Origin of the sequence: uncultured Sphingomonas sp. (genome assembly GCF_913062585.1) — a bacterium.
Classification (GTDB): domain Bacteria; phylum Pseudomonadota; class Alphaproteobacteria; order Sphingomonadales; family Sphingomonadaceae; genus Sphingomonas.
The window spans coordinates 12,187-28,195 of the sequence record NZ_CAJXWX010000011.1; the positions used below are offsets into that span (position 1 = coordinate 12,187).

Consider the following 16,009-nt stretch of genomic DNA (forward strand, 5'->3'; position numbering starts at 1 on the left):
CGCTCTGATGTTCGCTTACCTCCCCCTTACGAAAACGTCAGCCGCACCATTTGCCATCCCCCCGGCCTCTCGGGCATAAGCCCGCGCAAAGAGTGAAGGAGAGGTCATGGCATCGACGATGGTCGAACTGGAACGCCGCCGCGCGGCCGCGCGTGCCGGCGGGGGCGAGAAGCGCGTCGCCGCGCAGCACGCCAAGGGCAAGCTGACCGCGCGCGAGCGGCTCGACGTGCTGCTCGACGAGGGCAGCTTCGAGGAGCTCGACATGTTCGTCGAGCATAACTGCACCGATTTCGGCATGACCGAACAGATCGTTCCCGGCGACGGCGTGGTGACCGGCTCGGGCACGATCAACGGGCGGCTGGTCTTTGTCTTCAGCCAGGACTTCACCGTCTTCGGCGGATCTCTGTCGGAACGGCACGCTCAGAAGATCTGCAAGATCATGGACATGGCGATGAAGGTCGGCGCGCCCGTGATCGGCCTGAACGATAGCGGCGGCGCGCGCATCCAGGAGGGGGTGGCCTCGCTCGGCGGCTATGCCGAGGTGTTCCAGCGCAACGTGCTGGCGAGCGGCGTGGTGCCGCAGCTCAGCCTCATCATGGGCCCCTGCGCGGGCGGCGCGGTCTATTCGCCGGCGATGACCGACTTCATCTTCATGGTGAAGGATTCGAGCTACATGTTCGTCACCGGCCCCGATGTGGTGAAGACGGTGACCAACGAGGTCGTGACGCAGGAAGCGCTGGGCGGCGCGGTGACGCACACGACCAAGACCGGCGTCGCGGATGTGGCGTTCGAGGACGATATCGAGGCGCTGCTGGCGGCACGCGACTTCATCGACTTCCTGCCCGCCAACAATCGCGAGGGCGTGCCCGAACGGCCGACCGCCGACGCCTGGGACCGGATCGAGGAAAGCCTCGATACGCTGATCCCGGCCAGCGCCAACCAGCCGTATGACATGCATGAGCTGATCGCCAAGGTCGTGGACGAGGGCGATTTCTTCGAGGTCCAGCCCGCGCATGGGGCGAACATCATCACCGGCTTCGGCCGGATCGAGGGGCGCACCGTCGGCTTCGTCGCCAACCAGCCGATGGTGCTGGCGGGGGTGCTCGACATCAACGCATCCCGCAAGGCGGCGCGCTTCGTACGCTTCTGCGACGCGTTCGAGATTCCGATCGTCACCTTTGTCGACGTGCCCGGCTTCCTGCCCGGCACCGCGCAGGAGCATAACGGCATCATCAAGCATGGCGCGAAATTGCTCTTCGCCTATGCCGAGGCGACGGTGCCCAAGATCACGGTCATCACGCGGAAAGCCTATGGCGGCGCCTACGACGTGATGGCGTCGAAGCACTTACGCGGCGACCTCAACTATGCCTGGCCGACCGCCGAGATCGCGGTGATGGGCGCCAAGGGCGCGGTCGAGATCATCTTCCGGGGCCGCACGCCTGAGGAAATCGCCGAGCGCACCGCCGAATATGAGGCGCGCTTCGCCAACCCGTTCGTCGCGGCGTCCAAGGGCTTTGTCGACGAGGTGATCCAGCCGCATTCGACCCGCCGTCGTATCGCACTGGGCCTGCGTAAGCTGCGCAACAAGGACCTCGCGAATCCGTGGAAGAAGCATGACAATCTGCCGCTCTGAGATGATCGCGGGCGGGGTTTCCCTCCCCCATCCCCTCCCGCTTGCGGGAGGGGCGTGTTCGGGGCCAGCGGTCGCCCGGAACCTCTCCCCTCCCGCAGTCGGGAGGGGCCGGGGGAGGGCTGGCGCTGTCCCCACGCCGAAACGCTGGAGGCGCGCATGACCCTGGGCCGCCTCAACCATATCGGCATCGCCACGCCTTCGATCGAGAAGACGGTCGAAACCTATCGCCATCTCCTGGGCGCAGAGGCGATCGGCGCGCCGTTCGACCTGCCCGCACAGGGCGTGCGGGTGTGCTTCATCGACGCGCCGAACACCCAGATCGAGGTGATCCAGCCAATCGACGAAACCTCCCCCATCGCCAATTTTCTGAAGAAGAACCCAGGCGGTGGGCAGCATCATCTATGCTTCGAGGTCGCCGACATCCCCGCCGCCGTCGCCGAATTGCAGGCCAAGGGTGCGACCCTGTTGGGCCAGCCGCGCATCGGCGCGCATGGCACGCCGGTCGTGTTCCTCCACCCGCGCGACATGGGCGGCGTGCTGGTCGAACTGATGGAAACGCCGGGAGAGGGGCATTGAGCGAACCCATGTTGTTGACGGAACGGCGCGGCGACGTCCTGGTCCTGACGCTCAACCGGCCCGAACGGCTGAATGCCGCGCCCCCGGCATTGTTCGATGCTATCCGTGAAGCGCTGGAGGCACGCGGCGATGCGCGCGCGATGCTGATCGCGGGCGAGGGCCGGGCCTTCTGCTCGGGCGCGGACATATCGGGCGGCGATGTCGGCCCCGACACCGTCCACCGCGCGCTGGTCGAGCATTACAACCCCGCCATGCTGGCGCTCGCCGACCTGCCCATTCCGGTGGTCAGCGCGGTGCGCGGGGCGGCGGCGGGGATCGGGTGCAGCCTGGCGCTCGCCGCCGATTTCTGCGTGGCGAGCGAGAGCGCCTATTTCCTCCACGCCTTCGTCAATATCGGGCTCGTCCCCGATGGCGGGGCGAGCTGGATGTTGCCGCGTCTGATCGGCCGCGCCCATGCCGCCGAGATGATGATGCTGGGCGAGCGTGTTCCGGCGGCGAAGGCGCTCGACTGGGGCATGATCCACAAGGTCGTGGCCGACGATGTGCTCGACGCAGAAGCCTTTGCGCTGGCCGAGCGGCTGGCGGCGGGGCCGAGCGTCGCGCTGGGCCTGATGCGTCGTGCGCTCCAGGCGGGTTTCGAGAGCGACTATGCCACCGCGCTGGCCCGCGAGGCGGAGGACCAGCGCAGAGCCCGCGCGACGCTGGACGGTGAGGAAGGCGGCCGGGCCTTTTTCGAGCGGCGTCCCCCGCGTTTCCTGGGGCGATGAGACTTGCGCGCGAATGATGATTTCGCTCTAGTGAAAGAAAATAAGCGTCGCGCGTAACGAATGGATTAGGAGTGGCCGATGGCCGAACGCCCCGACCTGTCTGACTGGGAAGCCCTTGCCGCCCGTGAGGTGAAGGGGCGCAACCTCGACTGGCAGACGCCGGAGGGGATCACGGTCAAGCCGCTCTACACGGCTGCCGATGTGCGGGAGGACCCCGGCCTGCCGGGCTTTGCGCCGTTCACGCGCGGGGTTCGGGCCAGCATGTATGCGGGTCGCCCCTGGACGATCCGGCAATATGCGGGCTTCTCGACCGCCGAGGAGTCGAACGCCTTCTACCGGCGCAATCTGGCGGCGGGGCAGAAGGGGCTGTCGGTCGCCTTCGATCTGGCCACCCACCGGGGCTATGACAGCGACCACCCGCGCGTGACCGGCGATGTCGGCAAGGCGGGCGTCGCGATCGACACGGTCGAGGATATGAAGATCCTGTTCGACGGCATTCCGCTCGATGCCATGTCGGTCAGCATGACGATGAACGGCGCGGTGATCCCGGTGCTGGCCTTCTTCATCGTCGCGGCCGAGGAACAGGGGGTTCATCGCTCCAAGCTGGAAGGGACCATCCAGAACGACATCCTCAAGGAGTTCATGGTCCGCAACACGTACATCTACCCGCCCGAACCCTCGATGCGGATCATCTCGGACATCTTCGGCTATACATCCGCCGAGATGCCGAAGTTCAACAGCATCTCGATTTCGGGCTATCACATGCAGGAGGCCGGGGCGACGCAGCTCCAGGAGCTGGCCTTCACCATCGCCGACGGCATGGAATATGTGAAATACGGTGTCGCCTCGGGCCTCGACATCGACAAGTTTGCCGGGCGCCTGTCCTTCTTCTTTGCGATCGGCATGAACTTCTTCATGGAGGTCGCCAAGCTGCGCGCCGCGCGCGTGCTGTGGCACCGGGCGATGACGCAGCTGGGCGCGAAGGACGAGCGCTCCAAGATGCTGCGCACCCATTGCCAGACATCGGGCGTGTCGCTGACCGAGCAGGACCCGTATAACAACGTCATCCGCACCACCATCGAGGCGATGGCGGCGATGCTGGGCGGCACCCAGTCGCTTCACACCAATGCGCTGGACGAAGCGATCGCGCTGCCCACCGACTTCTCCGCCCGGATCGCGCGCAACACGCAGATCGTGTTGCAGGAGGAAACGGGGATGACCAAGGTCGTCGATCCGCTGGGCGGCAGCTATTATGTCGAGAGCCTGACGCAATCGCTGGTCGACGGCGCCTGGGAATTGATCGAGCGGATCGAGTCCGAAGGCGGCATGGCGAAAGCGGTCGCGGCGGGCTGGCCCAAGGCGATGATTGAGGAAGCCGCCGCCGCCCGCGCGGCCAAGGTCGACCGGGGCGAGGATGTGATCGTCGGGGTCAACAAATACCGGCTGGCCGATGAAGCGCCGGTGGAAATTCTCGACATCGACAATCATGCGGTGCGCGCGGGCCAGGTAGCGCGGATCGGCCGGGTGAAAGCCGCCCGCGATGAGGCCGTGTGCCGGGCGGCGCTGGATGCCCTGCGCGAAGCTGCCCAAAATCCTCCTCAAGCTCGTCTTGGGGAGGGGGACCATCCGAAGGATGGTGGAGGGGCCGGGGCTGACGTCGCCGCCCCTCCACCACCGGCTGCGCCGGCGGTCCCCCTCCCCGAGCAAGCTCAGGGAGGATTGGGGAATAATCTCCTTGCCTTGGCCGTGGAGGCGGCACGGGCACGGGCGACCTTGGGCGAGATTTCCTCGGCGCTGGAGGACGTGTTCGGCCGCTACGGGACCCAGCCGACCCCGGTCTCGGGGGTGTACGGCGGCGCTTACGCCGAAGACGAACGCTGGGCGCGCTTGATCCGGGGCGTCGAGGCCGTGGAACGCCGTCTCGGCCGCAAGCCCCGGCTGTTCGTCGCCAAGATGGGCCAGGACGGGCATGACCGGGGCGCGAACCTCGTCTCCTCGATGTTCGGCGATCTGGGGTTCGAGGTCGTGCCCGGCCCGCTCTTCCAGACACCGGCGGAAGCCGCGCAGATCGCGCTCACCCGCGACGTCGATGTCGTCGGCGCCTCCAGCCTCGCCGCCGGGCACAAGACCCTGATCCCCGAGCTGATCGGCCATCTCCGCGAGGCGGGCCGCGCGGATATCAAGGTGATCGCGGGTGGCGTTATTCCCGCACAGGACTATCAGGCGCTGTATGATGCCGGGGTGCAGGCGATTTTCGGCCCCGGCACCAATCTTGTGAAAGCGGCCGAGGATGTGCTGAGGCTGCTGGGCCATAATATGCCGCCCGAGACGGGCGAATGACAGGACGAAGGACATGACGACGACCACCGCGCTGCGCCCCGAGGCGACGAGCTTGCGCACAGACTGGACCCGCGCCGAGATCGCTGCGCTGTTCGACCTGCCCTTCACCGAGCTGCTGTTCCGCGCGGCCGAGGTGCACCGCGCGCATCATGCGGCGGACGAGGTGCAGCTGTGCACTTTGTGTTCGATCAAGACCGGCGGCTGCCCCGAGGATTGCGGCTATTGCTCGCAAAGCGCCTCGGCCGAGAGCGACGTGAAGGCCGAGAAGCTGATGGACGTAGACGCGGTGCTGGCGGCGGCGGCAGACGCCAAGGCGGCGGGCTCGCAGCGTTTCTGCATGGGCGCGGCGTGGCGCAGCCCCAAGGAGCGCGACATGGACAAGGTCGTCGCCATGGTCGAGGGCGTGAAGGCCATGGGGCTGGAGACCTGCATGACGCTGGGGATGCTGGATGCGCCCCAGGCACAGCGGCTGGCCGCGGCGGGTCTCGATTACTACAACCACAATATCGACACCTCGCCGGAGAACTACGCCAACGTCATCACGACGCGCTGTTTCGAGGACCGGCTGGAGACGCTGTCGAACGTGCGCGAGGCGGGCATTTCGGTCTGCTGCGGCGGGATCGTCGGCATGGGCGAGACGCGGGGCGACCGCGTCGGCTTCGTCCATGCGCTGGCCACTCTGCCGCGCCACCCCGAAAGCGTGCCGGTCAACGCGCTGGTCCCGGTCAAGGGCACGGTGCTGGGCGACATGCTGGCCGATACGCCGCTCGCGCGGATCGACGATATCGAGTTCGTCCGCACCGTCGCGGTCGCGCGCATCACCATGCCGATGAGCATGGTCCGCCTGTCGGCGGGCCGCGAGAGCATGTCGGCGTCGACGCAGGCCTTGTGCTTCCTGGCGGGGGCGAACTCGATCTTCACCGGCGACAAGCTGCTGACGGCAGGCAATGCGGGCGACGATGCGGATGCGGCGCTGTTCGCCAAGCTCGGCCTGAAGCCGATGGAAGGCGCCGAACCGATGCGGATCGCGGCGGAGTGACCGTTCCACCGCCCTGTTCCCCGGCGAAGGCCGGGGCCCAGTTGCGGTGAGCCCTTGATGGCGCGTGACAGATGCCTCCCCCGAGGAGCCACGGCGCGCCATCGGCTACAGGGAAACCGGACCCCGGCCTTCGCCGGGGAACGGCTCTGAATTTCGACACGGACCAACGACATAAAAGGAGAGGTACCCCCGTGTTCCAGAAGATTCTGATCGCCAATCGCGGGGAAATCGCGTGCCGGGTGATCCGCACCGCCCGCGCGATGGGTATCGCCACCGTCGCGGTATATTCCGACGCCGATGCGGGCGCGCCGCATGTCCGGCTGGCCGATGAATCGGTGCGCCTGGGCCCCGCGCCCGCCGCCGAAAGCTACCTCAAGGCCGAGTTGATCCTCGCCGCCGCGAAAGCCACGGGCGCAGATGCGATCCATCCCGGCTATGGCTTCCTGTCCGAGCGCGAGAGCTTCGCCAAGGCCTGTGCCGAGGCGGGTGTCGCGTTCATCGGCCCGCCGCCGAATGCCATTGCCGCGATGGGCGACAAGATCGAATCGAAGAAGCTCGCCAAGGCGGCGGGCGTCAATGTCGTCCCCGGCTATCTGGGCGAGATCGCCGATACCGAGGAAGCGGTGCGAATCGCGTCGGATATCGGCTTTCCGGTGATGATGAAGGCCAGCGCGGGCGGCGGCGGCAAGGGGATGCGCCTCGCCTGGTCCGAGGCCGATGTCCGCGAAGGCTTCGAGGCGACCAAGCGCGAAGGGCTGGCCAGCTTCGGCGACGACCGCGTCTTCATCGAGAAGTTCATCGAATCGCCGCGCCACATCGAAATCCAGGTGCTCGGCGACCAGCATGGCAATATCGTCTATCTGGGCGAGCGCGAATGTTCGGTCCAGCGCCGCCACCAGAAGGTGGTCGAGGAAGCCCCGTCGCCCTTCGTCACCCCCGAGATGCGCCGCGCCATGGGCGAGCAGGCGGTCGCGCTGGCGCGTGCGGTCGGCTATTATTCGGCGGGCACCGTCGAGCTGATCGTCTCGGGCGCGGATACCACCGGCAAGAGCTTCTACTTCCTCGAGATGAACACCCGCCTCCAGGTCGAGCATCCCGTCACGGAAGAGATCACCGGCCTCGATCTGGTCGAACAGATGATCCGCGTGGCCGCCGGTGAACCTTTGGCCTTCACGCAGGACGCGGTGACGCTGACCGGCTGGGCGATCGAGAATCGCGTCTATGCCGAGGACCCGTATCGCGGCTTCCTGCCCTCGACCGGGCGGCTGGTCCGCTACAACCCGCCCGCCGAGCAGGCTGATGACACCGTCCGCGTCCGGGTCGACGATGGCGTCGCCGAGGGCGGTGAGGTCAGCATGTTCTACGACCCGATGATCGCCAAGCTCGTCACCTGGGCCCCGACCCGCGAAGCCGCGATCGACGCGCAGATCGCCGCGCTCGACGCGTTCGAGATCGTCGGGCCGGGCACCAATATCGACTTCGTCTCCGCGCTGATGCAGCATCCCCGCTTCCGGTCCGGCGCGCTGTCGACCGGCTTCATCGCCGAGGAATATCCCGAGGGCTTCAGGGGCGCGCCTGCGTCGGAGGAACTGACCCGGACGCTCGCCGCTATCGCGGCCTTCGCCGCCACGGCCGAGGCGGACCGCGCGCGTCGCATCGACGGCCAATTGGGCCACCGGTTGCAGCCGCCCGCCGACTGGACGGTGCGGATCGGCGGGGTCGACCATGCGGTGAACGTGTCGACCGAGGGCTTGCGTGTCGACGGTGTGGGCCTGGACCTGGAGATCGCCTATACGCCGGGCGACCGGATGATCGCGGTCGAGGACGAGGCAGGCGAAACCCTCCATGTCCGCATTGCGAAAACCCGCACCGGCTTCCGCCTGACAACGCGGGGGGCCAGCCATCAGGTCCGCGTCCTGCCCGCCCGCGCGGCGGCCTATGCGCGGCACTTGATCGAGAAGGTGCCGCCCGACCTGTCCAAATTCCTGATCGCGCCGATGCCGGGCCTGCTCGTCCGCCTCGACGTGGCCGAGGGCGACAAGGTCGAGGCGGGGCAGCCGCTCGCTGTCGTCGAGGCGATGAAGATGGAGAACATCCTGCGCGCGGCCAAGACGGGGACGGTCAAGACGATCTCTGCCAAGGCGGGCGACAGCCTGGCCGTGGATGCGGTGATCCTGGAACTGGAGTAAGCCAAAAACACCCTCACCCTTCCGGCGCTCGGCGCCTCCCTCCCTCTCCCGGCGGGAGAGGGAAGGGCCCCGCCCGCGATAGCGGGTGGGAAGGGTGAGGGCGGGTTATTGGACCGGCATCTCCGCGAGCGCCAAGATGCGCTCGGCGTCCGCCAGGTGAAGCCGCTCGACCATCTGCCCGTCCAGCCGGATCGCCCCCAGCGCCGTTTGCGCGGGATCGGCAAAGGCCGCGACCACCCGCTTGGCCCATGCGATCTCTGCCGCATCCGGCCCGAACCCCCTATTCGCCGCCGCGATCTGGTTGGGGTGGATCAGCGTCTTGCCGTCAAAGCCCAGCCGCCGTCCCTCGGCACATTCGACGGCCAGTCGCTCCGGCGCGTCGAGGGCGTTGCATACGCCGTCCAGTGCGATCAGCCCGGCGCTGCGGGCCGCGACGACGATCTGCACACGCAGTGGCAGCAGCGCCTCGGCTGCGGGCGGCGAGGGCAGGCGCATTTCCTTGGCCAGGTCGTTGGTCCCCGCGATCAGCGCCGTCAGGCCCAGTTCGGCCGCTGCCTGGGCGATCACGCCCAGGGACAGGATGCCGCGACACGTCTCGATCATCGCCCAGAGCGGCACGTTCGGTCCCAGCGCGGCACGAGCGGTCGCAAGAGTCGCGACATCGTCGACCTTGGGGATCAGCACCGCCGCCGGTCGCGCGCTCGCCAGCGCCGTCAGGTCGTCCGCCGCATGGGGGGTATCCAGGCCGTTCGTTCGCACGACCAGCAGCCGGTCGCCAAAGCCGCCTTCGCGCACCGCTGCCACCGCCGCCGCGCGCGCATCGGTCTTGGCGTCGGGGGCGACCGCATCCTCCAGGTCCAGTATTGCCGCATCGCTGTCGAGCGTGCGCGCCTTGGTGATGGCGCGGGGGTTGGAGGCGGGGAGGAACAGGGCGCTGCGCAGGATCATGGTGCCAGCATAGACGGGCGGGGACACCGCCGTCACGCCTCTGGTGCCATGGCCGTTTCCTACCCATAATGTCAGGATTGCAAAGCCGACTCCACCATCCCGGCGAAGACCGCGATTCAGCAGGGATTGCCGGGCAAATGGCGCCTATCCTGGACCCCGGCCCTTGCCGGGGTGAGGCACAGGGGACGGTAGGGGCATCGAAACGGGGAAAGATCGCAATGACGGCTGCGCTGTTGCTTTTGGGTCTGACGATATTGCTACGCTGTTGTCCGGCCTTGCCGGTCAGCCGCTGGCTGGCGGCGTTTCTAGTCGCCGCTCCGGCCAGGCTGCTGAACCGCATCCGACCGGGGCATTGGGCGATGATGGCGCTGGGCGTCGCGCTGCTCGGGCTCGCCATCTGGTTCGAGATCGACGAGATTCGGATGCTCGCCGCAGCGGCCGGGTCGATGGGCGATCTGGTGATGCTCGCCTCGGCGATCGAATGGGGCGGGGTGGCCGAACTGGCCATGGCGGCGATGCTGTCCTCCTCGATGCTGTCGCGCTGGCCGGTGTTCCGCCGCTGGGCCGGGCGGATCACGGCAAGCCGGGCCACGCGTCCGCGCCGGCCGGAGCGTGCCGCCAATGACGGCGACGACAGTGAGGGACGACGACTCGCCGCCTGACATGCATACGGGCGCGGAACGAAAGCAGGAGGCCGCCGTTCACCGCCTGAATGCTCCGTGGTCCGCGCCTCGCCAAGATTCCAGCGCGTTTCGCGTGGCTTGGACCATGCGTCGCGCTTTCCGCCTGCGAGCCGGGCATATTGAACCCGGCCGGGCCGATCGCCTCGGGCGAGCGTAGCATCTTCTTCAATTCGCTGGCGGTGATGCTGGCCATCGTCGTGCCGGTGATCGTCTTGGCCTTCGCCTTTGGCTGGTGGTACCGCGCGAGCAACACCCGCGCCAAGCATCTGCCCGAATGGGCCTATTCGGGGCGGCTGGAGCTGCTGGTCTGGTCGATCCCGGCGCTCGCCATCATGTTCCTGGGCGGCATCGCCTGGATCGGCAGCCATGATCTCGACCCGCCCAAGCCCATCGCCTCAAAGGCGAAGACGATGACCGTGGAGGTCGTCGCGACCGACTGGAAATGGCTGTTCCTCTATCCCGAACAGGGGATCGCGACGATCAACCGGCTGGTCGTGCCGGTCGGCACGCCGGTGAAGTTCCGCATCACCTCGGCAGGGGTCATGAACAGCTTCTTCGTGCCGCAGCTGGGCAGCCAGATCTACGCCATGTCGGGCATGGATTCCACGCTTCACCTGCGCGCCGACAAGGCTGGGCGCTATCGCGGGCTGTCGGCGCATTATAGCGGGGAGGGCTTTGCCGATATGGACTTCTTCGTCGACGCGGTGCCGCAGGGCGCCTTCGACCGCTTCGTCGCGACTGCGCGCGGGGGGCAGGGCAAGACGCTCGACTGGGCCGAGTTCGTCGCGATGGCGCATCCCAGCCGCAATGTCCGCCCCGCCAGCTATCCTCGGCTTCAGCCCGGTCTTTACGACCAGATCGTGATGCGCAACGGCGCGCCGGAGGCGGACCAGGCCAAGGACGGGCGCGAGCAATGAGCCTGACCGGCAAGCTCGGCTGGGACTCGATCCCGTTCCACGAACCGCTGCCGCTGGTGTCGGCGGGCGTGATCGGGCTGGTGCTGCTGGGCGTGTTCGTCTGGGTGTGGCGGCGCGGGCATCTGCCGTACATTTGGAACGAATGGATCACGAGCGTCGACCACAAGCGTATCGGCATCATGTACTGCCTGTTGGCGGGCGTGATGCTGTTGCGCGGCTTTTCCGACGCGCTGCTGATGCGCTCGCAACAGGCGCTGGCCTATAATAGCGAGGGCTATCTGCCGCCGGATCATTATGACCAGATCTTCTCGGCGCACGGGACGATCATGATCTTCTTCGTGGCCATGCCCTTCATGATCGGCCTCATGAATTTCGTCGTGCCGCTGCAACTGGGCGTGCGCGACGTGGCGTTCCCGACGCTCAATTCGGTCAGCTTCTGGCTGACGTGCAGCGGCGCATTGCTGGTCAATATGAGCCTGGTCATCGGCGAGTTCGCCAAGACCGGCTGGCTGGTCTATCCGCCGCTGTCCGAGCTGCGCTTCTCGCCCGGGGTCGGCGTCGATTATTATCTCTGGGCGCTGCAGATATCGGGGATGGGCACGCTGCTGTCCGGCGTGAACCTCGTCACCACCATATTGAAGATGCGCGCGCCGGGCATGGGATACAGCCGGATGCCGATGTTCACTTGGACGTCGCTGGCCTCCAACCTGCTGATCGTCGCGGCTTTCCCGGTGCTGACCGCCGTGCTCGGGATGCTGATCCTCGACCGCTATCTGGGCTTCCACTTCTTCACGAGCGATGCGGGCGGCAACCAGATGATGTTCGTGAACCTCATCTGGGCCTGGGGCCATCCGGAAGTTTATATCCTGATCCTGCCCGCCTTCGGCGTGTTTTCCGAGATCATCTCGACCTTCTCGTCCAAGCCGCTCTTCGGCTATCGTTCGATGGTCATCGCGACTATGGTGATCTGCATCCTGTCCTTCATGGTCTGGCTGCACCATTTCTTCACCATGGGGGCAGGCGCCGACGTCAACGGCTTCTTCGGCATCACGACGATGATCATCGCGGTGCCGACCGGGGTAAAGGTCTTCAACTGGCTGTTCACCATGTATGGCGGGCGTATCCGCTATTCGTCGATGATGCTGTGGTCGATCGGGTTCATCGTCACCTTCGTGATCGGCGGCATGACGGGCGTGATGCTGGCGGTGCCCCCGGCCGATTTCGTGCTGCACAACTCGCTGTTCCTGGTCGCGCATTTCCACAATGTCATCATCGGCGGTGTGCTGTTCGGCGCCTTTGCGGGCTTTACCTTCTGGTTCCCCAAGATGTTCGGCTTCACCCTGGACGAGATCTGGGGGAAGCGTGCCTTCTGGTTGTGGATCAGTGGCTTCTATGTCGCCTTCATGCCGCTCTACGTGCTGGGTCTGATGGGCATGACGCGGCGGATGCAGCATTATGACGTGCCCGGCTGGCATCCCTGGCTGATCGTGGCGGGGATCGGGGCGCTGCTGATCCTGGGCGGGATCATCTGTCAGGTCATGATGCTCTATGTCTCGATCAAGAACCGGAAAGACCGGGTCGATGAGAGCGGCGACCCGTGGGACGGGCGCACGCTGGAATGGATCACCAGCTCGCCGCCGCCGGTCTTCAACTTCGCGGTGCTGCCCGATGTGAAGGGCGAGGAAGCCTATTGGGGTATCAAGGCCAAGGCGCGCGAGAACCGGCGCCTGTCCGACCGCCCCGATTACGAGCCGATCGAGATGCCGCGCAATTCGCCGACCGGTGTCGTGAGCGCCTTCTTCGCCACCGCCATGGGCTTTGCGCTGATCTGGCATATCTGGTGGCTGGTGATCCTGGGCTTTTTCGGCGCGTGGGGGACGTTCGTGGTCTTCGCGTGGCGCGATAAGGCGGAGTATGAAATCCCGGTCGACGAGGTCGAACGGCTGGACCAGGCGCGCCGTCGCAGCAAGGCGACTTTGCTCGACCTGCCCGAAGAGGCACTGTCATGAGCGGCGCGGCACAGACTCATGATCCCAACAAGCTGGGCCGCGCGGCCGAGCCCAATCCGGACGGCCCCGCGCCCAAGCGGATCGTCGTGTCTTATGGCTTCTGGATCTTCCTGCTGTCGGACTTCATCCTGTTCGCCTGCTTCTTTGCCGGATATGCGGTGCTGAAGGATGCGACAGCTGGCGGCCCCTCGGGCAAGGACCTGTTCGAGCTGAAGCTGGTCGAGACGGAGACGGTGCTCCTTCTCCTCTCCAGCTTTGCCTGCGGCCTTGCGGGGATTGCGACGCTGGCGCGCGACATGCGCTGGTTCCAGATCGCGATGGCGGCGACCGGGCTGCTCGGCGCCGGGTTCCTGGCGCTGGAAGCCTATGAGTTCCTCCACCTGATCGGCGAAGGCGCGGGGCCGGGGCGCAGCGCGTTCCTGTCGGCCTTTTTCGCGCTGGTCGGGTGCCATGGGTTGCACGTCACGCTGGGGCTGCTCTGGCTGACGACGATGATGGCGCAGACCTGGGCCAAGGGGTTTCGCGAAGACATATTGCGCCGCATCCTGTGCTTCAGCCTGTTCTGGCACGCGCTCGACATCATCTGGGTGGCGCTGTTCACCATGGTCTATCTGATGGGAGTGCGGGGATGAGCCAGCGGCCCGACGAGGAAATGGCCCGCGACGAAACCGCGCCGGGTGTCGATGGCGAGCGCGACTCGATCGTCGGCGGCATCCGCAGCTATGCGATCGGGCTGGTTGCCGCGGCGATCCTGACCACGGCGTCCTTCGCGCTCGTCCAGTTCGACATCGTCTGGGGGCCCGCCGTCCCCGCCGCGCTGGTGGCGCTGGCGATCGGGCAGATGGGGGTGCATCTGGTGTTCTTCCTGCACATCACCACCGGGCCCGACAACAGCAACAATGTGCTGGCGCTGTTGTTCGGGGTGCTGATCGTGGCGCTGGTGCTGCTGGGGTCCATCTGGATCATGGGGCATTTGAACCACAATCTGATGGGGCCGATGGCGACGCCTTAGCTCTGGATCGCCGGTCCCCGGATGGCGGAGACGCCGCGTGCCCGGTCGAAGCGGAGGATCAGGCTTTCGTCGCCGAGCGGCAGGTGCAGCGCGAAGCCGTCGCCGTTCCAGTCGTCGGGTCCCATGGAATCGCCCGATAGCGTGCGCCATTCGGCCGCTTCCAGCCAGTCGGTCCAGTCGAGCGGCGTCTCGCGACGGAAGGCGCTAAGCGCGGCGACGAAATCCTCCAGCGCCTCGTCACGATTCGCCCAGTCGAGCCAGGTCGTGTCATTGTCCTGCGCATAGCCGTTATTGTTGCCCCGCTGGCTGCGGCCGAACTCGTCGCCGGCGGTCAGCATCGGGGTGCCGCGCGACAGGAACAGCGTGGCCAGCATCGCGCGGACGGATTGCTGGCGGGCATGAAGGATGGCCGGATCGTCGGTCGGCCCCTCTCGCCCATGGTTCCACGCCACCTCGTCACTATGCCCGTCGCGATTGTCCTCGCCATTGGCGTGGTTGTGGCGCTCGGCAAAGGCGGTCATGTCGGCCAGGGTGAAGCCGTCGTGTGCGGCAACGAAATTGACCGAGCGGCTGGCCGGGCTGCTAAAGACATCCGCCGACCCCGCGATCCGCGTCGCCAGGTCGCCGCTGCGCCCGTCGCCGCGCCAGAAGCGGCGCACCTGATCGCGGTATCTATCGTTCCACTCCAGCCAATGCTCGGGAAAGGCCCCGAGTTGATAGCCGCCGGGGCCGATGTCCCAGGGTTCGGCGATCATGATGCGGCTGGACAGGATCGGGTCGGCGGCGATCTCGGCAAAGATCGGCGCGTGCGGATCGAACCCCGGCCCGCGCGCCAGCACCGGCGCGAGGTCGAAGCGGAAGCCGTCCACCCCCGCCCGTGCGAAATGGCGCAAGCTATCCAGGATCATGGCGCGCACGCTCGGGCGGCTGGCGTCGAGCGTGTTGCCGGTCCCTGCGTCGTTGATCAGCGTTCCCTCGGCGGTGCGGGCATAGACGTCCGGGTCCAGTCCCCGGAAGGACAGCGTCCCGCCCTGCACATCGCTCTCGCCCATATGGTTGAACACGAGGTCGAGGATGACGCCGATCCCCGCCTCGCGGAGCGCCGCGACGGTGGCGACCAGCTCGGCGACACCGCCCGGCACCCGTTCGGGGCAGAGCGCCATCGGCACGACCGGGTTATAACCCCAGGCATTGCGCAGGCCGAGCGGCGGCAGATGCCGCTCGTCGATCGCGGCGGTGATCGGCATCAGTTCGACCGCCGCCACACCCAGCTTGCGCAGGTGATCGAGCACCGCCGGATGCGCGAGCGCCGCCAGCGTGCCCCGCTGTTCCGGCGGAATGGCGGGATGGCGCATCGAGAAGCCGCGTATGTTCAGCTCATAGATCAGCCCGCCCGGCTGAAAGAGCGGCGGGGCTGGGGACTCGGTCAGCGGGGCGACGACGCGGGCGCGCGGGACGATGTCGGCGGTGTCCTCGCCATATCGGCCAAGGCGCGGGGACTGGACGAAGGGGCGGTCGAGTTCGAGCGCATATGGGTCGACCAGCAGCTTGGCGGGGTCGAACCACAGGTGGCACGCCGGGTCGTACTCGCCATGCGCGCGATAGCCGTAGAGATGGGCAGGGCCGGGAACGGTGGCGCTCCAGACATCGCCCTCGCGGGTCATGGCGACGCGGCGTTCCTGCGGGCCGTCGAACAGGCACAATTCCACCCGATCGGCGGTCGAGCGGACGGCGAAGCGGGTGCCGCCGGGGACCGGCGTTGCGCCGAGGGGGAGGGCGGGCTGATTCGTCATGGCGGCAGCATGGCAATTCCTCCCCTGTAAGGGGAGGGGGACCGCCGCGAAGCGGTGGTGGAGGGGTGTTCCCGCTGATGGTGACACCCCTCCGTCAGTCCTG

At 66.9% G+C, this 16,009-nt stretch carries 13 protein-coding genes; 11 read left to right on the forward strand and 2 right to left on the reverse strand.

Translation table 11 applies throughout. From position 1 onward, the window contains the following. The first annotated feature begins 106 nt into the window (after positions 1–106). From QZ546_RS09115 to QZ546_RS09140, 6 genes are all read left to right on the forward strand, one after another. Positions 107–1,633, forward strand: a complete 1,527-nt coding sequence (locus tag QZ546_RS09115; protein WP_294236350.1) for an acyl-CoA carboxylase subunit beta — start codon at positions 107–109, stop codon at positions 1,631–1,633. Between the two features lie 156 nt (positions 1,634–1,789). Beyond that, the gene (gene mce / locus QZ546_RS09120) at positions 1,790–2,209 is read left to right on the forward strand and encodes a methylmalonyl-CoA epimerase (RefSeq protein WP_294236351.1); all 420 of its coding nucleotides are present in this window, start codon (positions 1,790–1,792) and stop codon (positions 2,207–2,209) included. A gap of 8 nt (positions 2,210–2,217) precedes the next feature. Continuing rightward, positions 2,218–2,976, forward strand: coding sequence for an enoyl-CoA hydratase-related protein (locus QZ546_RS09125; RefSeq protein WP_294236353.1), 759 nt, complete (start codon positions 2,218–2,220; stop codon positions 2,974–2,976). Positions 2,977–3,054: 78 nt separating this feature from the next. After that, on the forward strand, positions 3,055–5,316 hold the full coding sequence (gene scpA, locus QZ546_RS09130; RefSeq protein WP_294236355.1) for a methylmalonyl-CoA mutase: 2,262 nt from the start codon (positions 3,055–3,057) through the stop codon (positions 5,314–5,316). Between the two features lie 13 nt (positions 5,317–5,329). Continuing rightward, a complete protein-coding gene (gene bioB, locus QZ546_RS09135; RefSeq protein ID WP_294236357.1) occupies positions 5,330–6,355 on the forward strand; it encodes a biotin synthase BioB in 1,026 nt (341 codons plus the stop codon). Positions 6,356–6,546: 191 nt separating this feature from the next. Beyond that, complete coding sequence (locus QZ546_RS09140; RefSeq protein WP_294236359.1) at positions 6,547–8,544, forward strand: acetyl/propionyl/methylcrotonyl-CoA carboxylase subunit alpha; 1,998 nt, start codon at positions 6,547–6,549, stop codon at positions 8,542–8,544. A 105-nt stretch (positions 8,545–8,649) separates the two neighbouring features. On the opposite strand, the gene QZ546_RS09145 is transcribed toward QZ546_RS09140, so the two are convergent. Then, positions 8,650–9,492 carry a CoA ester lyase gene (locus tag QZ546_RS09145; protein ID WP_294236515.1) on the reverse strand — a complete coding sequence of 281 codons (843 nt, stop codon included), beginning with the start codon at positions 9,490–9,492 and terminating at the stop codon, positions 8,650–8,652. A gap of 218 nt (positions 9,493–9,710) precedes the next feature. Here QZ546_RS09145 and QZ546_RS09150 point away from each other — a divergent pair, with 218 nt between their 5' ends. From QZ546_RS09150 to cyoD, 5 genes are read left to right on the forward strand one after another with little or no spacing between them, the layout of a single operon-like run. Next, the gene (locus QZ546_RS09150) at positions 9,711–10,154 is read left to right on the forward strand and encodes a hypothetical protein (protein ID WP_294236361.1); all 444 of its coding nucleotides are present in this window, start codon (positions 9,711–9,713) and stop codon (positions 10,152–10,154) included. Between the two features lie 50 nt (positions 10,155–10,204). Next, positions 10,205–11,092, forward strand: a complete 888-nt coding sequence (gene cyoA / locus QZ546_RS09155) for a ubiquinol oxidase subunit II (RefSeq protein WP_294236363.1) — start codon at positions 10,205–10,207, stop codon at positions 11,090–11,092. Next, positions 11,089–13,101, forward strand: a complete 2,013-nt coding sequence (gene cyoB / locus QZ546_RS09160; RefSeq protein ID WP_294236364.1) for a cytochrome o ubiquinol oxidase subunit I — start codon at positions 11,089–11,091, stop codon at positions 13,099–13,101. Before cyoA ends, cyoB begins: the two co-directional genes overlap by 4 nt. Then, positions 13,098–13,733: a cytochrome (ubi)quinol oxidase subunit III gene (locus QZ546_RS09165; protein ID WP_294236366.1), complete on the forward strand. Its 636-nt coding sequence runs from the start codon at positions 13,098–13,100 to the stop codon at positions 13,731–13,733. Before cyoB ends, QZ546_RS09165 begins: the two co-directional genes overlap by 4 nt. After that, the gene (gene cyoD / locus QZ546_RS09170) at positions 13,730–14,113 is read left to right on the forward strand and encodes a cytochrome o ubiquinol oxidase subunit IV (RefSeq protein WP_294236369.1); all 384 of its coding nucleotides are present in this window, start codon (positions 13,730–13,732) and stop codon (positions 14,111–14,113) included. The genes QZ546_RS09165 and cyoD overlap by 4 nt, the downstream gene beginning before the upstream one ends. On the opposite strand, the gene glgX is transcribed toward cyoD, so the two are convergent. After that, the gene (gene glgX, locus QZ546_RS09175; RefSeq protein ID WP_294236371.1) at positions 14,110–15,906 is read right to left on the reverse strand and encodes a glycogen debranching protein GlgX; all 1,797 of its coding nucleotides are present in this window, start codon (positions 15,904–15,906) and stop codon (positions 14,110–14,112) included. The two genes, cyoD and glgX, sit on opposite strands and share 4 nt — an antisense overlap. Between the last annotated feature and the right edge of the window lie 103 nt (positions 15,907–16,009).